This window comes from Microbacterium sp. LWH7-1.2 (genome assembly GCF_038397755.1).
Classification (GTDB): domain Bacteria; phylum Actinomycetota; class Actinomycetes; order Actinomycetales; family Microbacteriaceae; genus Microbacterium.
The window spans coordinates 3,926,122-3,947,154 of sequence record NZ_CP151637.1; the positions used below are offsets into that span (position 1 = coordinate 3,926,122).

A 21,033-nucleotide genomic window follows, 5' to 3' on the forward strand; every position below is an offset into this window, starting at 1 on the left:
GCACCTCGCAGCCCGTGCGCGACGGCGCGCGTCCTGTCTCAGTCGGACGAGCGCAGGATGATCGCCTCGGTCGGCGGAGCGGGATCATGCGGGTGCCCGACGTACCCGATCACTTCGAGCAGCGCGTGGCGGAACTCGGCTGGGCGCTCCAGATGCGGCGTGTGGCCGGTGTCCTCGAGGTCGATCTCGGTCACCTCGCCCCCCGCGTCCGCATACCGCGCGAGGACGTCGCGCATCTGCGAGACCATCTCCTGCGGCGGCGCCACCTCCTCCCCGGGCCAGCCGGGGACGATGCCGAGCTTGCCGAGGTTGTTCAGATCGTAGAGCGACGCGTCCGACACGATCGGGTCGAGGGCGCCGTGGATCCAGAGGATCGGGAACTTCTCCTCCAGGTCGACGATGCCCGACACGTCGTAGTTCCCGGGTGCCAGCGTGTTGAGCACGCCGATCCTGCCGGCAGCGAAGCCCGGCCAGTTCTCGGTCTTCTCGGAGTCGCCGGGGTAGTTGCCCGTCGCGGTCGAGGTGGTGAGCATCGACTCGACCCAGACGTCTTCGTGCTGTGTCTGGTAGCCCGGCGCCACGTAGTGGGCGCGGAACACGTTGCGGGGCGAGGTGGGGGCGTCTGTCCCCGTGTCGTGGTCGATCAGCCGCTGCACGAAGTCCGGGTTGGCGGCTCCGCCGCCGGTGCCGGCGTCGTCGTCGGTGAGTCGCGTGCCGTCGCGACGGGTGCCGCCGAAGCCATAAGGCGACACCGGTGCTTCCAGCGTGAGGCTCAGCACCGGGTGGTCGAGCGCGTACTGCATGACCACCCCGGCGCCGAGCGACCAGCCGACGAGATGGGCCGTCGGGATGCCGAGCGCCTCGAGCGTCGCGTGCACGTCGTCGCTGAAGTCCCGCACGCCCCGCGTCGCGTCGATGGGGGCGTGCTCGGTGGCGCCGTAGCCGCGCAGGTCGATCGCGATCACCCGCAGATCGTGAGGGAGGTCCTGCATCAGCTCCTGCCAGAAGAGCGACGAGGACGCATTCCCGTGGATGAGCACCACGATGCGATCTGGTGGAGTGCCGGGATCGTCACCGTTGCGCTCCAGCACGTTCACCGACAGGCCGGGCGTCTCGACGATGCGTGCGGCGATGCCGTCGAAGAGGGTCATTCCGGGTGCCTCCCACGTCCTGCGGAAGCTCCTGCGCCCCCGCCCACTCATGAGAATAGACCGGCGGCTGGTTCTTGCGAATCGGCTTTCATGTTTCGGATGCCGCGGACTGCGGCATCCGTGTCATTCCTCCGTGGATGGCGAGGTCTGGCCGGTGTAGAAGGCGTACGTGTTGTCGGCGGCTCGCGTGGCGGCGGCAGGATCCGCGCCGTCGGCGGCGTGGGCGGCACCCCACGCATCGGCGGCGCCGCGGTAGAACGCGCGACCCTCGTCGGTGTACGCCCACGCCTCGGCGTCTTCGGGCTTCGGGCCGCCGCCACCGGTGAGGTGCAGGCCGAGCCCGAGGAGCCCGCCGTCCCAGCCGACACCGGTCGCGCCGGGGCCGTACAGATCCCAGAACTCGGTCGGCACGTCGTCGGTGCGGGCGATGTGCTCGAGCTCGAAGCGGGTCGCGTCCTCGCCCTCGGCGGTGAGTCGCACGGTGAGCCACGTCACGCCGCCGCCGTACTCCCACGTCGCCCTGAAATGGGCGGCGCCGTTCGCGGGAGGCGCGCACTCCTGGATCTCGCCGCCGGCGTTGCCCTCGATCTGGTAGCGGCCGCCGAGCGTGAGGTCGCCCGAGACCGGCTGGAACCAGCGCGCGTTCCGTTCGGCGCTGGTCACGGCATCCCACACGTCGTCGATGGGGGACGGGTAGGTCTGCGCGAGCGTCTGCACGCGCGACGGAAAGCCGTCGACCTCCTCGCTCGCGATCTCGCGGCTCACCGCGGCGAGCTGGCCCTGTACGTCGACCATGTCATTCCTCCTGGGGTTCGGTCGTGCCGGCTTCTTCAGTCTCGGAGTCTGCGGTGTCGGCATCCGCCTGCCGCTCGGGGGCGAGGCGGCGGGCGTGGCGCCCGCGTGCGAGCTCGGTGCCGAGCGCGTCGAGGTGCGGCTGCCAGAATCGCCGGAACGGGTCGAACCACGCCGCGGCGTTCTCGAGCGGCTCGGGGGCGATCGCGTAGAGGCGCCGCGCGCCCTCCGGGCGGGCGGTCGTGAAGCCCGACTCTCGCAGCACCCGCAGATGCTGCGAGACGGCGGGCTGCGAGATGCCGAACTCGCGCTGCACGACCTCGCCGATCTCGCCGGCGCTGCGCTCGCCCTCCGCCAGGAGTTCGAGGATGCGGCGGCGCACCGGGTCACCGAGGATGTCGAGCGCGTGCACGCCACAATTATTGCGTTCGCGCTTATATAAGTCAACACCTATCCTCTCGCTCACGCCGTTCACAGGACCGATCAGGTGCGGCACGAGGCGTGTCTCGGAAATGCGGGGCCGACGGGCACGCGCGGGCTCGGTGATCCTGCAAACGGGTCAGCGGGAGGCGGAGGGGGAGATCGGTGTCGCTCGTAGGATCGGACCATGGCTGCAGACACCCCCGACCTCCCGCCCATCGCGATCCTCGGCGCCGGCTCGATGGGCGGCGCGATCGCCCGCGGTCTCTCGCGCTCCGGGCTCGCGGGCGCCGGGGTGACGGCGACGAACCGCTCCGTCGCGAAGGCGGCCGAGCTCGACGACCTCGCGAATGTCACGAGCGTCGCCCTCGAGACGGATCCGACCGGGAACACGGATGCTGCGGCCGCCGCCCGCGTCGTGCTCGTCGGCGTCAAGCCGGTCATGGTTCCGGACCTGCTGCGCGAGATCGCACCGGCCCTGCAGGCCGGCGCCATCGTGGTGAGCCTCGCCGCCGGCGTCACGATCGCGACGTTCGAGGAGATCCTCGGCGATCGCGTCGCCGTGCTCCGCTCCATGCCGAACACTCCGGCACTCGTCGGTCGCGGCGTCACCGGGCTCGCGGCCGGTTCGCACGCCGACGAGACCGCGGTCGCCACGGTCCGCCGCCTGTTCGAGACGGTGGGCACCGTCGTCGAGGTGCCCGAGTCGCAGATCGATGCGCTGTCCACGATCTCGGGATCAGGTCCCGCGTACTTCTTTCTCCTCGTGGAGGAGTTCACGAAGGCCGCTGTCGGCAAGGGGTTCGCGGAGCGGGAGGCGCGACTCATGGCCGAGCAGACCTTCATCGGCGCTGCGGCGCTGCTCGATGCATCCCACGACGATCCGGCGGAGCTGCGTCGACGCGTGACCAGTCCGAAGGGCACCACCGAGCGCGCGATCGCCGTGCTGCAGGGCGCGCGCCTGGACGACGTGTTCGCCGAGGCGACGGATGCGGCCCTGGCCCGCGCGAAGGAGCTCGCCGCGGGCGCATGAACCCGCTCGTCAGTCCCGCGGTTCCTTCATGTACCACTCGGTGAAGGCGCGCGCCCGACCGTTCTCGGCGAGATCTATCACCCAGAGGTTTCGATACGCGTTGCCGTCTTTCTCATCGCCCTCCGGTGCATAGACCGTGCGGGCCTGGATGAAGGCCCTGTCGCCGTCGACGCCGGCGACATCCCACTCGAACGTGTAGGTGCCGGGCTCGTCGCGGGACTTCAGCCATCCGTCGACGATCGCGTCCGCGCCGGCCCATGGCGGACCCCACGGTTCGGTGGCGTACACCGCGTCGTCGGTGAAGAGCGCGCGGATGTCGTCGGTGTCGTTCGTCCGCCAGGCGGTCTCGTACGCGGCGACCCAGCGCCGGGCCGCGGCATGCGTGGTGTTGCGGTCACTCATGCCGCGAGTATGCCGCGGGGCTCTGACATCCGTAAGGTCAGCGCTCGAGGGATGCGAAGCGCTCGATGTCGGAGTTGGTGCCCGACACGATGATGAGGTCGTGGTTGGTGACGACGGTGTTGGCCTCGGCGTAGCGGAACGGCTTGCCCGGGCTCTTCACGCCCACGACGGTGACGTTGTACTTCGTCCGCACGCCCGACTCGTTGAGGCCGACTCCGCGGATGAACTTCGGCGGGTAGAGCTTCGCGAGCGCGAAGTCGTCGTCGAAGCGGATGAAGTCGAGCATGCGGCCGCTGACGAGGTGCGCGACGCGCTCGCCCGCCTCGCGCTCGGGGTAGATCACGTGGTTCGCGCCGACGCGGGCGAGGATCTTGCCATGCGACTGCGAGACCGCCTTCGCCCAGATCTGCGGCACCTTGAGGTCGACGAGGTTGGCCGTGATGAGGACGGATGCCTCGATCGACGAGCCGACCGCGACGACGGCGACCGAGAAGTCCTGGGCGCCGATCTGCTTCAGCGCGTCGATGTTGCGCGCGTCGGCCTGCACCGTGTGGGTGACCCGCTCCGACCACTTCTGCACGAGGTCGAGGTTGTCGTCGATGGCCAGCACCTCACGGTCGAGCCTGTCGAGCTCACCCGCGCACGCCGCGCCGAAGCGCCCGAGTCCGATCACGAGTACGGGCGCATCGCCCCTCATCCGCTCAACCAACGATCGGCCTTTCCACGGGCAGCGAGTACAGCTGCGATCGGGATGACGCGGCCACCGCCGCGGCGAGTGTCACTGTACCAACGCGACCCATGACGATCGTGATGGCCAGCACGTAGACGGCGGGATCGGGCAGCTCCGCCGTGAGGCCTGTCGACAGCCCCACGGTCGCGAAGCCCGAGATCACGTCGAAGAGCACGTCGCCGAGGTCCGCCTTGGTGATCTGCGTGATGATGATCGTCGAGATCGCGACGATGGTCGATCCCCATGCCACGACCGACAGCGCAACGCGGAGCACATCGCTCGGGATGCGTCGACCGAACACCTGGTTCGATGCGCGGCCCTTCGCCTCGGAGACGACCGCGAGCGCGATGACCGCGAGCGTCGTGACCTTGATGCCACCCGCGGTCGATGCCGAGCCGCCGCCGACGAACATGAGCATGCACGCGACGAGCAGGCTGGACTGATTGAGCTCGCCGATGTCGAGGATCGCGAAGCCGCCGGATCTCGTCATCGCGGATAAGAAGAACGCCTGGAAGGTCGTGTCCCACGCATCGTTCGTGCCGAGCGTGAGCAGGTTGTCGTACTCGAGGACGAGGAAGACGACGCCGCCGAGGAAGAACAGCGTGACGGTCGTGATGATGGTGAGCTTCGCGTGCAGTGACCACCGCCGCACCCGCCACCGCTGCCGGAGGAGGGTGTAGATGACGGGGAATCCGATGGACCCCAGGAACACGCCGGCCATGAGCACGGTCAGGAAGAAGTAGTCGTGCCGGAACGGCGCGAGCCCCTCGGCGTTCGGCGTGAAGCCCGTGTTGGTGAACGACATCGCCGCGTAGAACGGCGCCTCCCAGAGTGCGACATGCCACGGGACGCCCGCGACGATCAGCCCGGGGTAGAGCAGGATCGCGATGATCGTCTCGATCACCAATGTCGACAGCGCGACCGTGGCCAGCAGGCTGCCGATCTGGCCGAGCTGAACGGTCTGCCCCTCGTTGACCGGGCCGCCGTGGGTGCGGAGGGGATTGGAGTCGCTGGCGGCGATCAGCTTCGCGCGCAGCCCGAGGCGGCGCGAGATCACGAGACCCAGGATGGAGGCGAGCGTCAGCACGCCGAGGGCACCGATCTGGACGCCGACGAACACCAGCACGTGGCCGAACGGCGACCAGTGCGTCGCCATGTCGACGGTCGCGAGTCCGGTGACGCAGATGGTCGAGACGGCGGTGAAGAACGCGTCCGCGAACGGCGTCACGCGACCGTCGGCCGCCGCCACGGGGAGCGAGAACAATCCCGTGAACACGAGGATGAGCGACAGGAAGATGATGATCGCGAACCGGGCGGGCGAGCGCTGCGTCAGGTCGCGGAAGAACTCCATGAAGCCGTGGCCCACGGCGCGCAGGCGAGTCATGCCAGAGACGGGGGCGGCGCGCCTGCCATCCGTCATACGGGGTTCCTCCTGATGCGAAACCGTGCTCGTGCGGCGGCCCGGCGGTCTCGCTCATGGTACTCCGCTGGGCTCCCGACTAATCTGAGCACATGGCGGACATCTTCGACGTGATCGCAGACGGAACGCGTCGCGACATCCTGCGACTGCTGCTCGATCGATCATCCGCCGGAGAGCGCGGCACCAGCGTGTCGCACATCGTGACCGAGCTCGGCGCCAGCCAGCCGACCGTCTCGAAGCACCTCAAGGTGCTGCGCGATGCCCACCTCGTCTCCGTGCGGGAAGAAGGCCAGCACCGCTACTACAGCCTCTCGGCCGCACCTCTCGACGAGGTCGACGACTGGCTCGTGCCCTTCCTCGACGACAGCGGCATCGAGGGCGACGGCGTCGCCGCCGCGCTCCCCGATTCCGCCGCGCACGCCGCAGAGGTCGTGGGCCGCGCCGCCGCCTCCGCGAAGCACGCCCTCGAGAACGCCTTCAAGCGCCTTCCCGGACGCTGATTCTGTCGAAGCGCCCGCTGGGGATCAGCCGCGCAGCCAGGTGGTCCACTCCCCGGTCGAGTCGACCATCGTCGACAGCGCCCCGATCGAGATCCGCACGGCGCGAGTGAACTCGGCCCGCAGCTCGGGTCCGCCGCCGCGGTGACCGCACGCCATCCACAGCTCCCAGGCCGTCGACGCGAGTCGGCCGGCCAGCATGCCGGTGAACGCCGTCTCATCGGTCGGGCCGATGGTGCCTCCGGCGTCGAGGTAGCCGGACAGCATGTTGTCGACGGTGGACCGGACGGGCTCCACGGTACGGACATCGTCACCGTCCATTCCGAACGCGGTCGAGATCAGATCCCACCACGGCACTCCCGGCGCGGCCCCGTCGAAGTCGAGCAGAACCGGGCCCTCCGCGGTGACCAGGATGTTGAGAAGGCTGATGTCGTTGTGCACCATGATCTTCTCCGGGGGACGCGCCACGGCCGATGTGATGATCCGGTTGACGTGCATCGCCGCGGCCTTGAGGTCCCGCGCCGCCTTCCGGTCGAGGACACCGAGGTCGACGGCCTGGGCGAGCCACTCATCCCAATCGGATTCCGGGTGCGGGATGAACGCGTAGTCGGCGGCCGGGCCGGTCGGAATCGCAAGTCGTTCGAGCGCGGCGATGGTCGCCCCGGTCCACGACGCGATCGACGGCGGGAGCGGTGTCTCGGGATGCTCGCCGGGGAGGAAGCGCTGGGCACTCGCGTGGTGATGCTCGTCGACCGGCTGCCATACGCCCACCGTGGCCGCGTCGGAGAGAAACGGCTCAGGCACGGCGATGCCCGCTCTCCACGCAGCGATCTCGAGCTGTCCCGCCCGTTCGATGACTCCGGAGTGGTCGTCACCCCAGTTGTCGCGGACCTTCACCACCCACACGCCCGAGTCGGTCGCGACCCTCCAGGCCCAGTTGCCCTCGTCGGCTTTGAGCACCGTCTCCCGCCCCCGCGACGCCCCGAGGCCGAGTCGCTCGGCCACCGTCGACGGATCCATGCCGTGTATTCAACACCGTCTCCGCTTCCGCGCGAAACCGCTCATCCGCGACGCCCTCCCTCTCACCAGAGCCGAGGCCGCCAGGCGCTCCCGGGACCAGCGTGGAGGGATGTCGGGCCTGCGAAGCCGGCATCGGTCTACCGGGAGGCGACCGACGCACGAGGCCGCCGGGGGCATGCTTCGCCGGCCCGACCTCCCGTAGCGCACTGGATTTCTACCGGCGCCCGGCCTTGCGGCGGAACAGCCACCCGCCCCAGGCGAAGGACACCGCGAGGATCGCCAGGCACCAGCCGACGGCCCACCAGGCCGCGTCCCCCATCGGCGTGCCCATGAGGAGGCTGCGGAGGGCCTCGATGATCGGCGTCACCGGTTGGTTCTCGGCGACCCACTGCAGCCACTCGGGCATCGTGGCCACGGGCACGAACGCGCTCGACAAGTACGGCAGGAACAGGATGATGAACCCGTAGGCGTTCGCGGCTTCGGGGCTGCCCGCGGCGAGCCCGATCGCGGCGAAGAGGTACGTGATCGCGAGGATGTACAGCGCGATGAGCCCGATCGCGCCGATCCACCCCCCGACGTCGGCGGTCGGACGGAAGCCCACCAGCAGCGCGACGCCGATCACCACCGCGGTGGCGAGGAGGTTGCGCAGCAGGCTCGCGACCACGTGGCCCGTGAGCACCGCACTGGCGCGCAGCGGCATCGTGCGGAAGCGGTCGATGATGCCCGCCTTCATGTCGTTCGCGACGTACACCGCCGTGGAGGCCGCGCCGAAGCCGGCGCACAGCAGGATGATGCCGGGGACGACGTAGTTCACGTACCCGCCCGACGGGTCGATGGCGCCGCCGAAGACGTAGGTGAACAGCACCATGAGCAGCACGGGGAGCATGATCGCCATGAGCAGCGACTCCCCGTCGCGCAGCGAGTGCAGCAGGCTCCGGCCGACGAAGACGCTCTCGGCGGTGAGGCCCGCGATGCGCGGGCGCAGGGCGGGGGTGGGTGCGATGGCGGTCATGCGGGCTCCTTCACGGTCTCGGCTTCTACGGCCCGGCGCTCGCCGCGGCCGTCGGGGGAGGTGAGGGCGAGGAAGACGTCGTCCAGGCTCGGGCGGCGGAGCGTCACGACCCCCTCGGCGCCGGACTCGTCGAGCACGTCGAGAGCGCGCCGCAGTCCCGACACGGTGCCGTCCGTCGGCACCTCGCGGAGGAGGGATCCGTGCACGTCGTGCAGTTCGACGGCGTCGCCGCCGACGCGCGCCTTCAGCTGTGCAGCCGTACCCACGGCGACGGCGCGCCCGTCGTCGAGCACGGCGATGCGGTCGGCGAGGTGGTCGGCCTCCTCGAGATACTGCGTGGTCAGGAAGACGGTGGTGCCGGCGTCGGCGAGCGATCGGATGACATCCCACAGCTCGCGCCGGCTGCGGGTGTCGAGTCCCGTCGTCGGCTCGTCGAGGAACAGGATCTCGGGCGCGACGACGAAGCTCAGGGCGAGGTCGAGGCGTCGGCGCATGCCGCCGGAATATGCGCCGACACGGCGGGCGGCGGCATCGGTCAATCCGAAGCGATCGAGGAGCTCGGCCGCGCGAGCGCGCGCTTTCGCGCGCGACAGTCCGGACAGGCGGCCCAGCATGACGAGGTTCTCGGTGCCGGTGAGCGCGTCGTCGACGGCGGCGGACTGCCCGGTGAGGCTGATGCGGCGCTTCACCTGCTCGGGATTGCGGACGACGTCGATGCCCGCGACTGCAGCGGTGCCGGCGTCGGGGCGCACGAGGGTCGTCAGCACGTTGATGGTCGTGGTCTTGCCGGCGCCGTTGGGGCCGAGCAGGGCGAAGATCTCGCCGCGCTCGACCTCGAGGTCGAGTCCGTCGAGGACCTGTTGGCGGCCGAAGGCCTTGCGCAGGCCCGCGACGACGATGACCGGCGCAGCGGTGCGATCGGGCATGGGGCTTCCTTCCATTCCTGTGTATGGGAGAAACTGTTTACAGCGGTAACTGTTTATGACAGTAACACACTGTTTACGGAATAAACAGTCTTAGACTGGCGCCATGACCGATGCACCCGAGCCCGAACTCCCACGGGGCATCGCCCTCGCCTGGGGTGTGGCCGCCGACCCGCAGCGCGGGCCCAAGCGCGAGATGAGCGTCGAGCGCATCGTCGAGGCCGCGGTGGAGATCGCGGATGCCGAGGGGCTGGGCGCCGTGTCGATGGCTGCGGTGGCGGCGCGCCTGGGCTTCACGCCGATGTCGCTCTACCGGTACGTCAGTGCGAAGGAGGACCTGATCCTGCTCATGCAGGAGGAAGCCACCGGGACGCCGTCAGAGGCGACCCGCACGGCGGGGGGATGGCGGGAACGACTGGAGGCGCTCTACCGCGAGCAGCTCCAGCACTATCTCGCACACCCCTGGGTGCTCGACGTCCCCATCTCCGGTGTTCCCGCGACGCCGAACAGCGCGGCGTGGATGGACGCCGGGCTGAGCGCGCTCGCCGACACAGGTCTCACCTACGCCGAGCGGCTCGCCGTGATGCTCCTCGTCACCGGGACCGCCCACTGGGCGGGCACGGTCCTCGCGGGCTACGCACGGCTGGAGCGCGAGCGGGGCGTCGACGGCGAGGCGATCACCCGCAGCGAGGACGCCCTGTTCCGCAGCCTCATCACCGCCGACGCGTACCCCGAGCTGCGCGCTGCGATCGAGGAGGGCGCATTCCTCGACGAATCCGATCCGTTCGCGTTCGCGCTCGCGCGCGGCCTCGACGGAGTCAGCGACTACATCGCGGCCACGGCCGACGGGCGCCGCGAGCGCCCGGCGCCATGGGTCGGGGCAGACGACGCCGACATCGCCGACGACAAGAAGTTCCGCGAGGCGCGCAAGGCGGTCCGCGTCGCCGAGAAGGCGCTGCGCGACGCCCACCGGGCCGAGCGGCAGGCGGCACGTGAAGCCCGCGAGAGGCGCGCGCGTCAGCGTCCTGAGGCCTGATGATCCCACCGGCAACATGCGTCACACCGGTTCACACGAGTCTCTGTGTTTACACACCGGCCGCGCGCGTTCTAGAGTGACTGCAGCACTTCTGGGGAAGGGGATCGACATGGCTGAATTGCCGGACGTGCGCTTCCTCACGGTGGCCGAGGTCGCCGAGCTGATGCGGGTCTCGAAGATGACGGTCTACCGCCTCGTGCACTCGGGCGAACTGCCCGCAGTCCGCTTCGGACGCAGCTATCGTGTGCCGGAGTCGGCGGTCACCGAGGCCTTGCAACGGCCGATCGCCGACGTCGGCTAGACTGTTCCGAGGCATTTTTCCTTTTGCCCCGTTCCCGGGCGCGGCCAGGCCGCGTCCAGACCCCGATCTAGTGAGGTTTTCCGTGGGTTCTGTCATCAAGAAGCGCCGCAAGCGCATGGCGAAGAAGAAGCACCGCAAGCTGCTTCGCAAGACCCGCCACCAGCGCCGCAACAAGAAGTAAAGCGGCATCCGCACCAAGCGCCTGTCTCCGGACGGGCGCTTCGTGTATCCCTGCTGCCGCCGGCAGAGCCCGCGACCCGAGAGGCCGTCATGAAGTCCATCACCGTCCAGCAGCTGCGTGACCGCGTCGAGACCCCGCTCATCGACGTGCGCGAGGTCGACGAGTACACCGCCGGTCACGTGCCCGGCGCCATCAACATCCCGATGTCGGCTATCGGCGGCCGCCTCGACGAGCTCCCCGACGGCGCATTCGATGTGATCTGCGCGATCGGCGGCCGCTCCGGGCGCGTGGTCGAGGCGCTCGAGGCCCGCGGCTATGACGTCACCAACGTCGACGGCGGCACCAACGAGTGGGTTGCCGCCGGGTACCCGGTCGAGGCGTGACGCAAGCGCCGAGTGTGACCACCGTCACCCTGATCGGCAAGCCCGACTGCCATCTCTGCGACGTCGCGCGCGAGGTCGTCGAGACCGTCGTGGCGGAGCTCCCCGAGGACTCGGTCGATGTCGAGGAGTACTCGATCGCCGACGACCCCGCCCTCTACGCGCTGTGGTGGGAGAAGATCCCGGTCGTGCTCATCGACGGCGAGCTCCACGGGCACTGGCGCGTGTCGCCCGACCGCCTGCGCGCCGCGCTGACCGCCTGAGGAGCAGCATCCGTTCTCCGCATCAGGAGATCTGGCGGAGGCAGGACGATTCGCGCGCGATCGTCCTGCAGCGGCCGGATGTCCTGATCCGAGAGAGGGCCGGGCTCAGGGGGCGAGGCGCGTCGGCCCGCGGAAGAGGTACGTGACCTCGCGGATCGAGTCCTGGCCGAGCAGCAGCATCATCACGCGCGCGAGGCCCATGCCGAATCCGCCGTGAGGCGGGGCGCCGTAGCGGAAGAAGTCGAAGTAGAAGTCGAGGTGCTCGGCCCCGAGGCCCTTCTCCTTCGCCTGCTCGATCAGCACGTCGACGCGGTGCTCGCGCTGGGCGCCCGTGGTGATCTCGACGCCCTTGAAGAGGAGGTCGTAGGACTTGGTCAGCCCGGTCTCCTCGTTGCGCATGTGGTAGAAAGCGCGGATCTCGGGGTGGTAGTCGGTGATGAAGACGAACTGGTGGCCGTAGGTCTCCTCGACGTACGCGGAGATCTGACGCTCGCCCTCGGGGTCGAGGTCGCCGTCGGTGCGCGGGATGTCGTACCCGCGGCTCTTCACGATCTCGCGCGCCTCGGCCAGCGGGATGCGCGGGAACGGGATCGCGGGCACCTGCACCTCGAGACCGAAGAGCACCTCGATCTCGGCGCCGTGCTTGTCCTTGACGGCCTGGAAAGCGGTCTGCAGGAGTTCCTCCTGCATCGCCGCGACGTCCTCGTGGGAGTCGATCCAGCTGATCTCGGCATCCACCGAGGTGAACTCCGTCGCGTGGCGCGACGTGAACGACGGGTCGGCGCGGAAGGCGGGGGCGATCTCGAAGATCTTGCCGAAGCCGGCGACCTGGGCCATCTGCTTGAAGAACTGCGGCGACTGAGCGAGGTACGCGGTCTTCTCCTCGAAGTACGGCACCTCGAAGAGCTCGGCGTTGGACTCCGATGCCGACGCCATGAGCTTGGGGGAGTGCACCTCGATGTAGTCGCGCTCGATCCAGTACGAGCGGAAGGCGTGCTCGAGGGTGGTCTGCACGCGGAAGATGAGGTTGTTGCGGCGCTGACGCAGGTCGAGGAAGCGCCAGTCCATGCGCTTGTCGAGACCCGAGTCGGCCGCGATGGGCGTCTCGGGGAGGGCCGCCGTGGCGACATCCAGCGCGCCGATCTTGATCTCCACGCCGCCGAGCTTGACCCGCTCGTCGTGCTTGAGGTCGCCCGTCACGGTCAGAAACGTGCCCGTGGCGAGGTTCGAGATGAGGTCGGTGAGGGCCAGGGCCGCAGCATCCTGTTCCGTGCCGTCCTCTGCCGGACGCGTCGCGGGGTTCACCAGCTGCACCGCACCGGATTCATCGCGGAGGATGACGAACTGCACCTTCTTCTGATCGCGGACGGTCTCGACCCACCCGGAGACGGAGACGGGGCCATCGGCCAGACCCTGCAGCTGCTTGACGAGGACGCGTTCACTCACGAGCGACAAGTCTAGGTGACCCATCGCGCCCGCCCTCGCCGGAAGGGCGCGCGCGCCGCTACGATGCGGGCATGACCACGCCTGAGCCCGAGCCGCGCCTTCCGGCCGCGGTCGCGGCATCCGTTCCTCCCTATCCAGGGGCGCCCGGCTACGTCATCCCCGAGGGCGGCGGGGAGCCGGCGGCGAAGCGTCCGGTGAAGACACTGGATCTGGTGATCACCATCGTCCTGCTCGTCGCCGACGGCGTGCTGGCCGCGCTCGCCTCGATGATGGGCATGTTCCTCGTGATGGCATCCGACCCGTGCGGCAACCTCACGTGCGACGGAAGCCTCATTGCGATCGGCTGGATGATGGGCATGATCCTGCCCTGGGTGGCATTCGCCATCACGACGGTCGTCGCGATCATCCTGATGGTCAAGCGTCGACTGGCGTTCTGGGTGCCGCTCGCGGGGGCCGCGCTCATCGTTCTCTCGCTCGTGCTCGCCTTCGTCGTCACGGCAGCAGGGGTGCCGGGCTCGAGCCTCTGAGCAGGACGCGTTCCGGAAGACCCCCTCGGCTTCCGGGGGTCAGCACCCGGGTTTCGCTCATCTCCGGTCCGTAGCGTGGACCCGTCGCGCCGAACGGTCGCGGCCGCCGCCACCAGGTGCCGACGGACGGACGGGGATCCGACGAATGACGACTGCGACGACGACCGACGGCTCCTGGCTCAGCGCTCTCGCGGACTGGGCCGTCTCGCTGATGGACGTGATCGGACCCGCCGGGGCGGGCATCGCGATCGCGATGGAGAACCTCTTCCCACCGCTGCCCAGCGAGGTGATCCTGCCGATGGCGGGGCTCGCCGCCAGCCGCGGATCGTTCTCGCTGGTCGAGGCGCTGATGTGGACCACCGTCGGATCCGTCGCCGGCGCACTCCTCCTCTACGGGCTCGGCGCCTGGCTCGGGATCGCGCGGCTGCGCACGATCGCGACCAAGGTGCCGCTGCTGCGCCCGGAAGACATCGACCGCACGGTCGCGTGGTTCGGGCGTCATGGCGGCAAGGCGGTGTTCTTCGGGCGGATGATCCCGATCTTCCGGAGCCTCATCTCCATCCCCGCGGGAATCACCCGCATGCCGGTGTGGCGGTTCACGCTGCTGACGGCGACGGGAAGCCTGGTGTGGAACTCGATCTTCGTGTTCTCGGGCTTCTTCCTCGGGGAGTCCTGGCGCATCGTCGAGCGGTACGCCGACATCCTGCAGTACGTCGTCATCGCCGCCGCCGTCGCAGGCGTCGCGTGGTTCCTCTCCGTGCGGGTCCGCGCCGTGCTCGCGTCCCGCAGCACGTCGAGCGGTCCCGAGCCCGGGCTCGACTGAGCTCCCCGTCGACCGGTCGACGAAGCTGGGAGAACGCTCAGCCGGTCCACAGAGCACCCCCACGTAGACTGGGCCGGTGCCCGCCGCTCGCCTTCATCTCGTGCGCCACGGGGAGGTCCACAATCCTGCCCGCGTGCTCTACGGGCGACTCCCGGGGTATGGGCTCAGCGTCGACGGCCGCCACATGGCCCGGCAGGCCGCCGAGTACATCGAGGCGCTCGAGCGTCCCGTGTCCGCGCTCGTGTGCTCGCCCCTGCAGCGCACACAGGAGTCGGCCGTGCCGTTCACCGAGATCTTCGGACTCACCCCCGTCGCCGACGAGCGGGTCATCGAGCCGACCAACGTCTTCGAGGGCAAGCGCATGGCGATGGCCCTCATCAACCCGTGGAACTGGCGGCATCTGCGCAAGCCCGCACTGCCCAGCTGGGGCGAGCCGTATGCGGACGTCGTGGGCCGCATGAACTCGGCGATGACGCACGCGTGGGATGCCGCGGACTCGGGTGACGTCGTCATCGTGTCGCATCAGCTCCCGATCTGGATCACCCACCTCGCGGTGGCCGGGCTCCCGCTCCGGCACGACCCCCGGGCGCGGCGCTGCGCGCTGTCGAGCGTGACGAGCTTCGAGATGGTCGACGGCAAGTGGACCGAGACCGCCTACGCCGAACCGGCGTCGACGGCCGGCGCGGTGGACGTGGGGGCGGTATGACCGAGCCGGTCGTTGAGCGAGCTTGCGTGTCGAAACGCCCCACACGCGGTGCACGACTGCGGGCCGCGGCATCCGCGCTCCTCGTCGCCGGGCTGATCTCGGGGCTCGCCGCGTGCACGAGCGACCCCCTCGCCGAGCAGTACCGCTCGGGCGACAACAAGGGCTTCGTCGCCGCCGACGGGTTCCGCGTCGTCGAGATCCCGGCCGAAGACCGCACCGAGCCGGTCGAGTTCGAGGGCGTGCTCGACACCGGCGGCTCGACCACGAGCGCCGATTATGCGGGCGAGGTGCTCGTCGTGAACTTCTGGTACGCCGGCTGCGCGCCGTGCCGCGTCGAGGCTTCCGAGCTGGCCGCTGTCGACGCGGAGTTCCAGGGCCAGGGCGTCTCATTCCTCGGCGTGAACCTGTACGACGGCGCCGCGGCGTCGCAGGCTTTCGCCGAGAAGTACGGCGTCGAGTACCCCAGCGCGCTGGCGATCGAGGACGGCTCGATCAAGCTCGCCTTCGCGGGGGAGACCCCGCTCAACGCCGTGCCCGTCACGATCGTGCTCGACAAGCAGGGCCGCGTGGCAGCGCGCCTGGTCGGCCAGATCGAAGAGGCCTCGATCCTCGAGACGATCGTGCGCGACGCCCTGGAGGAGTCGTGAACCTCGGCGCCCTCGTCGCCGACGGGTCGCTCCTGATCGCCATCCCGATCGCGATCCTCGCCGGCGCCATCTCGTTCCTGTCGCCGTGCGTGCTCCCGCTCGTTCCGGGCTATCTCGGATTCATCGGCGGCGCGGTCTCGCCGCGGCCGGCGCCCGTGGCCGTCGGCACGGCGACCCGGTCGTTGAGCGAGCGAGGAACGAGGGAGTCGAAACGCGCCGACCCTGCGACGGACCCTGAACCCAGCCCCGCCCGAGGCCGCCTCGTGCTCGGCGTCCTCCTCTTCATCGCGGGGTTCACCGTGGTGTTCGTGAGCATGGCGATGCTCGGCGGCACGCTGGGACGCTTCCTGCTCGAGTACCAGGACCTCATCACGCGCATCCTCGGCGTCGTCATCATCGCGATGGGCCTCGTCTTCATCGGGTGGTTCGGGCTCGCGCAGCGCATCGCGCGGCCGCAGGTCCGCGGAAACCTCGGGCTCATCGGCGCCCCGTTGCTGGGCATCGCGCTCGGCATCGGCTGGGCGCCGTGCATCGGCCCGACCCTCGCGGTCATCCTGACGATGGCGTTCGACTCCGGCTCGGCCGCGCGCGCAGCGCTGCTGGGCGTCGCGTACTCGTTGGGCCTCGGCATACCGTTCCTCCTCCTCACCCTCGGGTTCGGGTGGGCGACGCGTTCGGTGTCGTTCGTGCGGCGCCACATCCGCGTGGTCAACCTCATCGGCGGCGCCCTGCTCATCGTGCTGGGCCTGCTCATGGTGACGGGTGTCTGGACCGCCGTGATGGCCCAGCTCCAGGGGGTGTTCGCCAGTGTCCCGGCCCCGCTCTGACGCTCCGGAAGGTTCCACGACCGACGAGATGACCGACCCCCTCAGGCCCTCCGACCACGCGGACTCCGCAGCATCCGACATCACTCAGCCCGCTCTCGGCATCGTCGGGTGGCTGCGCTGGGGCTGGCGTCAGCTCACGTCGATGCGCACCGCCCTCGTGCTCCTGCTCCTGCTCGCGATCGCCGCCGTGCCGGGCTCCCTCGTCCCGCAGCGCAGCGCCGACCCCAACGGCGTGCGCCAGTACTTCGTCGACAACGCCGACCTCGCGCCGGTGCTCGACAACCTGAGCCTGTTCGACGTGTACACGTCGCCGTGGTTCTCGGCGATCTACATCCTGCTGTTCGTCTCGCTCGTCGGATGCGTCATCCCGCGCACCACGCACCACTACAAGGCGATGCGCGCGCGGCCGCCGCGCACCCCGGTGCGATTGGCTCGTCTTGACGCCCATCGCTCCGAGATCCTGGAATACCAGAACGACACGGATGCCGCCGCCGCCGCGGCGACCGCGATCGAGGCCGCCGGGCGGCAGCTGAAGAAGGCGGGGTACCGCGTCGCCCGCTACGACGGCGCGAAGGGGCTCTCGGTGTCGGCGGAGCGCGGGTACCTGCGCGAGACCGGCAACCTGGTGTTCCACGCGTCGCTGGTCGGCGTGCTGCTCGCGGTCGGCATCGGCGGCGGGTTCACATACACCGGCCAGACGGTCATCATCGAGGGCCGCACGTGGGTCAACACGATGCTCGACTACACATCGTTCAACCCGGGCCGGTTCGTCGACGAGGACGCCCTCGAGCCCTACGCGCTCACCCTCGACGACTTCTCACTCTCGTACGTGACCCCGGGTAGGAAGGGCGCGGGCCAGGCGGGCGACTTCGTCGCGCACCTGACGACCCGGTTCCCGGACGCCGACGCCGCCGAAGGCGAGGTGCGCGTCAACCACCCGCTGCAGATCGCCGGCGACAAGGTCTACCTGATGGGCAACGGCTATGCGCCCACCATCACGATCCGCAACGCTGACGGTGACGTGGTGTTCTCGGAGTCGGTGCCGTTCCTGCCGCAGGACAACAACATGACCTCGCAGGGAGTCGTGAAGGTGCCGGACGGCCTCCGTGAGCAGGTCGGCCTCGTGGGCTTCTTCTATCCCACCGCGCAGGAGCTCACGAACGGCGCCTACACCTCGGTGTACGGCGACCTCGAGTATCCGATGCTCACGTTCTGGGTCTACGCCGGCGACCTCGGCATCGACGGCGGCGTGCCGAAGTCGGTGTACACGCTCGACCCGAGCGAGATGACGCAGCTCGCCGGCGGCGACTCGGGCACCGAATCGCTCGCGCTGAAGCCCGGCGACACCGTTGACCTTCCGGACGGCCTCGGCACCATCACGTTCGAGAACGAGGCACCGGACGCCGCCGGCTTCCAGGACTCGGTCAAGCGCTACGTGTCGCTCTCGATCCACCGCGACGCCGCCGCAGCCTGGGTGCTCGTGTTCGCGGTGCTCGCGACAGCTGGCCTGCTCGCCGCGCTCTTCGTGCCGCGGCGGCGCATGTGGGTGAAGGCGACCAGGCAGGGCCACACCGTGCACCTCGAGTACGCCGGTCTGGCGCGTGGGGAGGACCCCGCGCTCGACGGCGCGGTCGAGCAGTTCGCCCAGCGTCACCTCGCGTCGCTCGCCGGCGCCGCTCCCGCGGGCGACCTCGACTCCCAGCGCGAATCCACCCCCGACGTAGACTGAGAGCCATGCCCGACGCCTCCCCCCTCACCCTCGACTCGGTCTCGGTGCTGCTGGTCTGGACGGCCATCGCGATCTACGCCCTCGCGTTCATCGCGTACGCGGTCGACCTGGCCCGCCGCGGCGCCCTGGCCGTCGATGCGAAGGACGCCGCCGCCCAGACCGCGCGCGAGCGCGAGCTCGTCGCCGCAGGCGCCGGCTCGCGTACCGGCATCGTCGAGCAGATGCGCGCTCAGGAGACGGCGTCGGAGGAGGCTCTCAACGCTCCTGTCGGAAAGCGCGCGCGGCTCGTGTGGGCCCGCATCGGGACGTCGCTCGCGGTGCTCGGGTTCCTGTTCCACCTCGGCGGCGACGTCACCCGCGGCATCGCCGCGGGGCGCGTGCCGTGGTCGAACATGTACGAGTTCGCCCTCACCGGCACGCTCCTCATCGTCGCCGTCTACCTCGGTGTGCTCTTCCGCTACGACCTGCGCTTCCTGGGCACCTTCATCACCGGCCTCGTGGTGGTGCTGCTGGGCGGCACGGCCATCTGGTTCTACACCGACATCGTCCCCCTCATGGACCCGCTCAAGTCCGTGTGGCTCGTCATCCACGTCTTCGTCGCGTCGCTCGCAACCGCGCTGTTCGCCCTCGCGTTCGGCCTCTCGGTGCTGCAGCTCATGCAGGCCCGGCGCGAGACGAGGATCGCGGCTCTCGCGAAGGCGGAAGCCGCAGCATCCGATGGCGTCAAGACCGGACCGGGCTTCCTCAAGACCCTCCCGAGCGCCGATGCGCTCGAGTCGCTGGCATACCGGTTCGCGATCCTCGGGTTCATCTTCTGGACCTTCACTCTCATCGCCGGCTCGATCTGGGCGAACGACGCGTGGGGCCGCTACTGGGGCTTCGACACCAAGGAAGTCTGGACCTTCGTGATCTGGGTGCTCTACGCGGGCTACATCCACGCGCGCGCGACGCGGGGCTGGCGCGGTGCGCGGTCGGCGTGGCTGTCGATCATCGGCTTCACCGCCGTGATCTTCAACTTCACCATCGTCAACATGTTCTTCAAGGGCCTGCACGCCTATTCGGGCCTCAGCTGAGCTCACCCGTCACGTTGTGCTGCCGCGAGCAGCTGTTCGCGAAAGGGGAGCGGGACCTTTCGTCGGCTCACTCGGCGGTGAGTCCTTTCGGGGGCTGCGCACTTTCCTCCACCACACGATGACGGCGAGGATCGCCGCTCCGACCGCGCTTCCGATCGTCCAGATGAGCGGCCGGTTCACGTCGACCCAGTAGGCGGCGTGGTGGAGCGCCGACGCCTTCACGCGCACGTCTGTCGTGAACGACGACACATTCTTCCCCGCGTACTCGAGATCGCCCGCCGACTCGTCGACGACGATGGCGGGTCGAAGCTCGAGTCGCAGCTGCTCGTCGACGGGCTTGTGGGCGGTCACGGTCCACGACCACTCGATGACGCCGCTCGGCGTGAACTCCTGCAGCACCCATCCTGCGTCCGTCTCTCCGGTCCGGCGGACGACCTCCAGCGCCTCGCCGACGGCGGTCAGCCGCGCGGCCACGGTGCACTTCACGAGGACGGCTTCGCTCGTCGCCGTGCCGTCCTGGACCTCGACGACCTCGTCGGCGGGAAGAGGCTCGGAGCGCGCGTCGACGGCCGCGTTGTAGTTGGCGCCGACCTCGATCGTCACGCTCATGTGATCGGGGTAGTCGACGAGGGCATCGCGCCATTCCTCGACGCCGCGCGCGCAGCGCTCCTGGAACGCGATCACGGCGTCTCCCTTGCCGCCGCCGATGTCTGCACCCTCGTCGTCGGGGCCGCCGATCGGAGGCGGCAACAGGGTGGGCTGGGGATCGACGGGGACGTGGTCGCCCGGAGGCGTTCCCGGGAAGGGCGGGGGAGCGCCGCCATCGACGTCTCCCGGCGAGGGGTTCGGCACCGGGTCCGCGGGCGGCGCGTCGCCGTGCGCGACGCATCCGGTCAGGAGGGCCAGCACCGCGCCGATCAGCGCTGCTGAGGCGAGACGTCCTTTCATGTCGGCTCCCACCGATTCGACGTCGTCCGGGGTGAACGGCTACTCGTCAAGGGAGAGGGGTGCTGGGGGCTCCGAGATACGCCGGAACGCGGCATCCGCCCCTCCGCAACGCGTGCGCGCACGGACGGATCGCAGCGAGTAGGGTCAGGCCGCGGCGGGCCGGGGGCTCAGGACGACCACCGGGGTCTCGCGGTTGCGCAGCGCCGCGTAGGCGTCGAGGTCCGCGTCGCCCTCGAGGGTGCGCCACACTGCCCACAGGCGTTCGCGCTCCGCACCCGTCGCCTCGTGGGCGAGCACGTCGCGCGTGCCATCGGGAAGATCCACGGATGCCGCGGGCCGGGCCTTGAGGTTCAGCCACCACGCCGGCGGCGGGTCGCCCCAGCCGTTCATCGCGAGGGTGACGAGGTCGGGGCCGTCCTCGAAGTACCCGAGGATCGCGACGCGCGGACTGCCCGACCGGCGGCCGACCGTGTGCAGGCGCATCATCCCGTAGACGGTGGGGGACGGATGCCGCAGCCCCACGCGTCCGCCGGTCACACGGTACAGCGCACGATGGACGACCCACGCGGTTCGGATGAACCAGCGCGGCGGGATCCGGGCGCTCTCGCGCGGCGCCTCGGTCGGATGCGGGGAGGGGGCGTTCATGGCTCCGATCCTGGCGCCCCGGCCCGGCGTGGGCAATCGGCCGATCGGCCAGAGTCCGCCGCCGAAGGAACGAGGCCGCCGAGACGGTTTGGGGCGTGTGC

The 21,033-nt window shown here is 69.7% G+C and carries 26 protein-coding genes; 14 read left to right on the forward strand and 12 right to left on the reverse strand.

Annotation, left to right across the window (positions count from 1 at the left end; all coding sequences use genetic code 11):
• Nucleotides 1-38: 38 nt before the first annotated feature.
• From MRBLWH7_RS18175 to MRBLWH7_RS18185, 3 genes are all read right to left on the reverse strand, one after another.
• Nucleotides 39-1,151: an alpha/beta hydrolase gene (locus MRBLWH7_RS18175; RefSeq protein WP_341997049.1), complete on the reverse strand. Its 1,113-nt coding sequence runs from the start codon at nt 1,149-1,151 to the stop codon at nt 39-41.
• 123 nt (nt 1,152-1,274) lie between these two features.
• Nucleotides 1,275-1,946 (reverse strand): SRPBCC domain-containing protein, encoded by a 672-nt coding sequence (locus MRBLWH7_RS18180; RefSeq protein WP_341997051.1) that lies wholly within the window; start codon nt 1,944-1,946, stop codon nt 1,275-1,277.
• A 1-nt stretch (nt 1,947) separates the two neighbouring features.
• Entirely contained in the window at nt 1,948-2,355 is a 408-nt protein-coding gene (locus MRBLWH7_RS18185) for a metalloregulator ArsR/SmtB family transcription factor (protein WP_341997053.1), read from the reverse strand.
• Between the two features lie 195 nt (nt 2,356-2,550).
• Between MRBLWH7_RS18185 and proC the strand changes: the two genes are divergently transcribed.
• Nucleotides 2,551-3,396 carry a pyrroline-5-carboxylate reductase gene (gene proC, locus MRBLWH7_RS18190; RefSeq protein WP_341997055.1) on the forward strand — a complete coding sequence of 282 codons (846 nt, stop codon included), beginning with the start codon at nt 2,551-2,553 and terminating at the stop codon, nt 3,394-3,396.
• Nucleotides 3,397-3,405: 9 nt separating this feature from the next.
• On the opposite strand, the gene MRBLWH7_RS18195 is transcribed toward proC, so the two are convergent.
• The 3 genes from MRBLWH7_RS18195 to MRBLWH7_RS18205 are packed head-to-tail and all read right to left on the reverse strand — an operon-like array spanning nt 3,406 to nt 5,912.
• Entirely contained in the window at nt 3,406-3,798 is a 393-nt protein-coding gene (locus MRBLWH7_RS18195) for a nuclear transport factor 2 family protein (protein ID WP_341997057.1), read from the reverse strand.
• 37 nt (nt 3,799-3,835) lie between these two features.
• Nucleotides 3,836-4,507: a TrkA family potassium uptake protein gene (locus tag MRBLWH7_RS18200; RefSeq protein ID WP_056368837.1), complete on the reverse strand. Its 672-nt coding sequence runs from the start codon at nt 4,505-4,507 to the stop codon at nt 3,836-3,838.
• On the reverse strand, nt 4,500-5,912 hold the full coding sequence (locus MRBLWH7_RS18205; RefSeq protein ID WP_341997061.1) for a potassium transporter TrkG: 1,413 nt from the start codon (nt 5,910-5,912) through the stop codon (nt 4,500-4,502). The genes MRBLWH7_RS18200 and MRBLWH7_RS18205 overlap by 8 nt, the downstream gene beginning before the upstream one ends.
• Nucleotides 5,913-6,040: 128 nt before the next feature.
• Between MRBLWH7_RS18205 and MRBLWH7_RS18210 the strand changes: the two genes are divergently transcribed.
• Entirely contained in the window at nt 6,041-6,448 is a 408-nt protein-coding gene (locus MRBLWH7_RS18210; RefSeq protein WP_341997063.1) for a metalloregulator ArsR/SmtB family transcription factor, read from the forward strand.
• A gap of 24 nt (nt 6,449-6,472) precedes the next feature.
• On the opposite strand, the gene MRBLWH7_RS18215 is transcribed toward MRBLWH7_RS18210, so the two are convergent.
• From MRBLWH7_RS18215 to MRBLWH7_RS18225, 3 genes are all read right to left on the reverse strand, one after another.
• The gene (locus MRBLWH7_RS18215) at nt 6,473-7,465 is read right to left on the reverse strand and encodes an aminoglycoside phosphotransferase family protein (RefSeq protein WP_341997065.1); all 993 of its coding nucleotides are present in this window, start codon (nt 7,463-7,465) and stop codon (nt 6,473-6,475) included.
• Nucleotides 7,466-7,679: 214 nt separating this feature from the next.
• Nucleotides 7,680-8,477, reverse strand: a complete 798-nt coding sequence (locus MRBLWH7_RS18220; protein ID WP_341997067.1) for an ABC transporter permease — start codon at nt 8,475-8,477, stop codon at nt 7,680-7,682.
• Nucleotides 8,474-9,403 (reverse strand): ATP-binding cassette domain-containing protein, encoded by a 930-nt coding sequence (locus MRBLWH7_RS18225; RefSeq protein ID WP_341997069.1) that lies wholly within the window; start codon nt 9,401-9,403, stop codon nt 8,474-8,476. Before MRBLWH7_RS18225 ends, MRBLWH7_RS18220 begins: the two co-directional genes overlap by 4 nt.
• Before the next feature lie 103 nt (nt 9,404-9,506).
• On the opposite strand from MRBLWH7_RS18225, the gene MRBLWH7_RS18230 reads away from it, so the two are divergent.
• From MRBLWH7_RS18230 to MRBLWH7_RS18250, 5 genes are all read left to right on the forward strand, one after another.
• Nucleotides 9,507-10,436: a TetR/AcrR family transcriptional regulator gene (locus MRBLWH7_RS18230; RefSeq protein WP_341997071.1), complete on the forward strand. Its 930-nt coding sequence runs from the start codon at nt 9,507-9,509 to the stop codon at nt 10,434-10,436.
• Nucleotides 10,437-10,545: 109 nt separating this feature from the next.
• Entirely contained in the window at nt 10,546-10,737 is a 192-nt protein-coding gene (locus MRBLWH7_RS18235) for a helix-turn-helix domain-containing protein (protein WP_019182077.1), read from the forward strand.
• An 82-nt stretch (nt 10,738-10,819) separates the two neighbouring features.
• Complete coding sequence (locus MRBLWH7_RS18240) at nt 10,820-10,918, forward strand: AURKAIP1/COX24 domain-containing protein (protein WP_003792170.1); 99 nt, start codon at nt 10,820-10,822, stop codon at nt 10,916-10,918.
• A gap of 89 nt (nt 10,919-11,007) precedes the next feature.
• The gene (locus tag MRBLWH7_RS18245) at nt 11,008-11,301 is read left to right on the forward strand and encodes a rhodanese-like domain-containing protein (protein ID WP_341997076.1); all 294 of its coding nucleotides are present in this window, start codon (nt 11,008-11,010) and stop codon (nt 11,299-11,301) included.
• Nucleotides 11,302-11,315: 14 nt separating this feature from the next.
• The gene (locus MRBLWH7_RS18250) at nt 11,316-11,561 is read left to right on the forward strand and encodes a glutaredoxin family protein (RefSeq protein ID WP_341997078.1); all 246 of its coding nucleotides are present in this window, start codon (nt 11,316-11,318) and stop codon (nt 11,559-11,561) included.
• Nucleotides 11,562-11,666: 105 nt separating this feature from the next.
• Here MRBLWH7_RS18250 and aspS read toward each other — a convergent pair whose 3' ends face one another.
• The gene (gene aspS, locus MRBLWH7_RS18255) at nt 11,667-13,007 is read right to left on the reverse strand and encodes an aspartate--tRNA(Asn) ligase (RefSeq protein WP_341997080.1); all 1,341 of its coding nucleotides are present in this window, start codon (nt 13,005-13,007) and stop codon (nt 11,667-11,669) included.
• A gap of 71 nt (nt 13,008-13,078) precedes the next feature.
• On the opposite strand from aspS, the gene MRBLWH7_RS18260 reads away from it, so the two are divergent.
• The 7 genes from MRBLWH7_RS18260 (at nt 13,079) to ccsB (ending at nt 19,339) form a co-directional block, all read left to right on the forward strand.
• The gene (locus tag MRBLWH7_RS18260) at nt 13,079-13,534 is read left to right on the forward strand and encodes a DUF6264 family protein (protein WP_341997082.1); all 456 of its coding nucleotides are present in this window, start codon (nt 13,079-13,081) and stop codon (nt 13,532-13,534) included.
• Between the two features lie 145 nt (nt 13,535-13,679).
• Nucleotides 13,680-14,357 carry a DedA family protein gene (locus tag MRBLWH7_RS18265; RefSeq protein ID WP_341997084.1) on the forward strand — a complete coding sequence of 226 codons (678 nt, stop codon included), beginning with the start codon at nt 13,680-13,682 and terminating at the stop codon, nt 14,355-14,357.
• A 76-nt stretch (nt 14,358-14,433) separates the two neighbouring features.
• Nucleotides 14,434-15,063 carry a histidine phosphatase family protein gene (locus tag MRBLWH7_RS18270; protein WP_341997086.1) on the forward strand — a complete coding sequence of 210 codons (630 nt, stop codon included), beginning with the start codon at nt 14,434-14,436 and terminating at the stop codon, nt 15,061-15,063.
• Entirely contained in the window at nt 15,060-15,710 is a 651-nt protein-coding gene (locus MRBLWH7_RS18275; RefSeq protein WP_341997088.1) for a TlpA disulfide reductase family protein, read from the forward strand. Before MRBLWH7_RS18270 ends, MRBLWH7_RS18275 begins: the two co-directional genes overlap by 4 nt.
• Entirely contained in the window at nt 15,707-16,537 is an 831-nt protein-coding gene (locus tag MRBLWH7_RS18280; protein ID WP_341997090.1) for a cytochrome c biogenesis protein CcdA, read from the forward strand. Before MRBLWH7_RS18275 ends, MRBLWH7_RS18280 begins: the two co-directional genes overlap by 4 nt.
• Nucleotides 16,538-16,565: 28 nt before the next feature.
• On the forward strand, nt 16,566-18,266 hold the full coding sequence (locus tag MRBLWH7_RS18285; protein WP_341997092.1) for a cytochrome c biogenesis protein ResB: 1,701 nt from the start codon (nt 16,566-16,568) through the stop codon (nt 18,264-18,266).
• A gap of 5 nt (nt 18,267-18,271) precedes the next feature.
• The gene (gene ccsB, locus MRBLWH7_RS18290; RefSeq protein ID WP_341997094.1) at nt 18,272-19,339 is read left to right on the forward strand and encodes a c-type cytochrome biogenesis protein CcsB; all 1,068 of its coding nucleotides are present in this window, start codon (nt 18,272-18,274) and stop codon (nt 19,337-19,339) included.
• 9 nt (nt 19,340-19,348) lie between these two features.
• On the opposite strand, the gene MRBLWH7_RS18295 is transcribed toward ccsB, so the two are convergent.
• Both MRBLWH7_RS18295 and MRBLWH7_RS18300 read right to left on the reverse strand, forming a co-directional pair.
• The gene (locus MRBLWH7_RS18295; RefSeq protein ID WP_341997096.1) at nt 19,349-20,287 is read right to left on the reverse strand and encodes a hypothetical protein; all 939 of its coding nucleotides are present in this window, start codon (nt 20,285-20,287) and stop codon (nt 19,349-19,351) included.
• A gap of 144 nt (nt 20,288-20,431) precedes the next feature.
• The gene (locus MRBLWH7_RS18300; RefSeq protein ID WP_341997098.1) at nt 20,432-20,932 is read right to left on the reverse strand and encodes a nitroreductase/quinone reductase family protein; all 501 of its coding nucleotides are present in this window, start codon (nt 20,930-20,932) and stop codon (nt 20,432-20,434) included.
• Nucleotides 20,933-21,033: the final 101 nt, after the last annotated feature.

Bases quoted from the DNA above. Each gene is read 5' to 3' on its own strand.
- MRBLWH7_RS18225 (WP_341997069.1), bottom strand. From the start codon at position 9,403: ATGCCCGATCGCACCGCTGCGCCGGTCATCGTCGTCGCGGGCCTGCGC.
- MRBLWH7_RS18300 (WP_341997098.1), bottom strand. From the start codon at position 20,932: ATGAACGCCCCCTCCCCGCATCCGACCGAGGCGCCGCGCGAGAGCGCC.
- MRBLWH7_RS18295 (WP_341997096.1), bottom strand. From the start codon at position 20,287: ATGAAAGGACGTCTCGCCTCAGCAGCGCTGATCGGCGCGGTGCTGGCC.
- MRBLWH7_RS18175 (WP_341997049.1), bottom strand. From the start codon at position 1,151: ATGACCCTCTTCGACGGCATCGCCGCACGCATCGTCGAGACGCCCGGC.
- MRBLWH7_RS18210 (WP_341997063.1), top strand. From the start codon at position 6,041: ATGGCGGACATCTTCGACGTGATCGCAGACGGAACGCGTCGCGACATC.
- MRBLWH7_RS18205 (WP_341997061.1), bottom strand. From the start codon at position 5,912: ATGACTCGCCTGCGCGCCGTGGGCCACGGCTTCATGGAGTTCTTCCGC.
- MRBLWH7_RS18180 (WP_341997051.1), bottom strand. From the start codon at position 1,946: ATGGTCGACGTACAGGGCCAGCTCGCCGCGGTGAGCCGCGAGATCGCG.
- ccsB (WP_341997094.1), top strand. From the start codon at position 18,272: ATGCCCGACGCCTCCCCCCTCACCCTCGACTCGGTCTCGGTGCTGCTG.
- MRBLWH7_RS18245 (WP_341997076.1), top strand. From the start codon at position 11,008: ATGAAGTCCATCACCGTCCAGCAGCTGCGTGACCGCGTCGAGACCCCG.
- MRBLWH7_RS18195 (WP_341997057.1), bottom strand. From the start codon at position 3,798: ATGAGTGACCGCAACACCACGCATGCCGCGGCCCGGCGCTGGGTCGCC.
- MRBLWH7_RS18215 (WP_341997065.1), bottom strand. From the start codon at position 7,465: ATGGATCCGTCGACGGTGGCCGAGCGACTCGGCCTCGGGGCGTCGCGG.
- MRBLWH7_RS18220 (WP_341997067.1), bottom strand. From the start codon at position 8,477: ATGACCGCCATCGCACCCACCCCCGCCCTGCGCCCGCGCATCGCGGGC.
- MRBLWH7_RS18265 (WP_341997084.1), top strand. From the start codon at position 13,680: ATGACGACTGCGACGACGACCGACGGCTCCTGGCTCAGCGCTCTCGCG.
- MRBLWH7_RS18285 (WP_341997092.1), top strand. From the start codon at position 16,566: ATGACCGACCCCCTCAGGCCCTCCGACCACGCGGACTCCGCAGCATCC.
- MRBLWH7_RS18260 (WP_341997082.1), top strand. From the start codon at position 13,079: ATGACCACGCCTGAGCCCGAGCCGCGCCTTCCGGCCGCGGTCGCGGCA.
- MRBLWH7_RS18235 (WP_019182077.1), top strand. From the start codon at position 10,546: ATGGCTGAATTGCCGGACGTGCGCTTCCTCACGGTGGCCGAGGTCGCC.
- MRBLWH7_RS18275 (WP_341997088.1), top strand. From the start codon at position 15,060: ATGACCGAGCCGGTCGTTGAGCGAGCTTGCGTGTCGAAACGCCCCACA.
- MRBLWH7_RS18230 (WP_341997071.1), top strand. From the start codon at position 9,507: ATGACCGATGCACCCGAGCCCGAACTCCCACGGGGCATCGCCCTCGCC.
- proC (WP_341997055.1), top strand. From the start codon at position 2,551: ATGGCTGCAGACACCCCCGACCTCCCGCCCATCGCGATCCTCGGCGCC.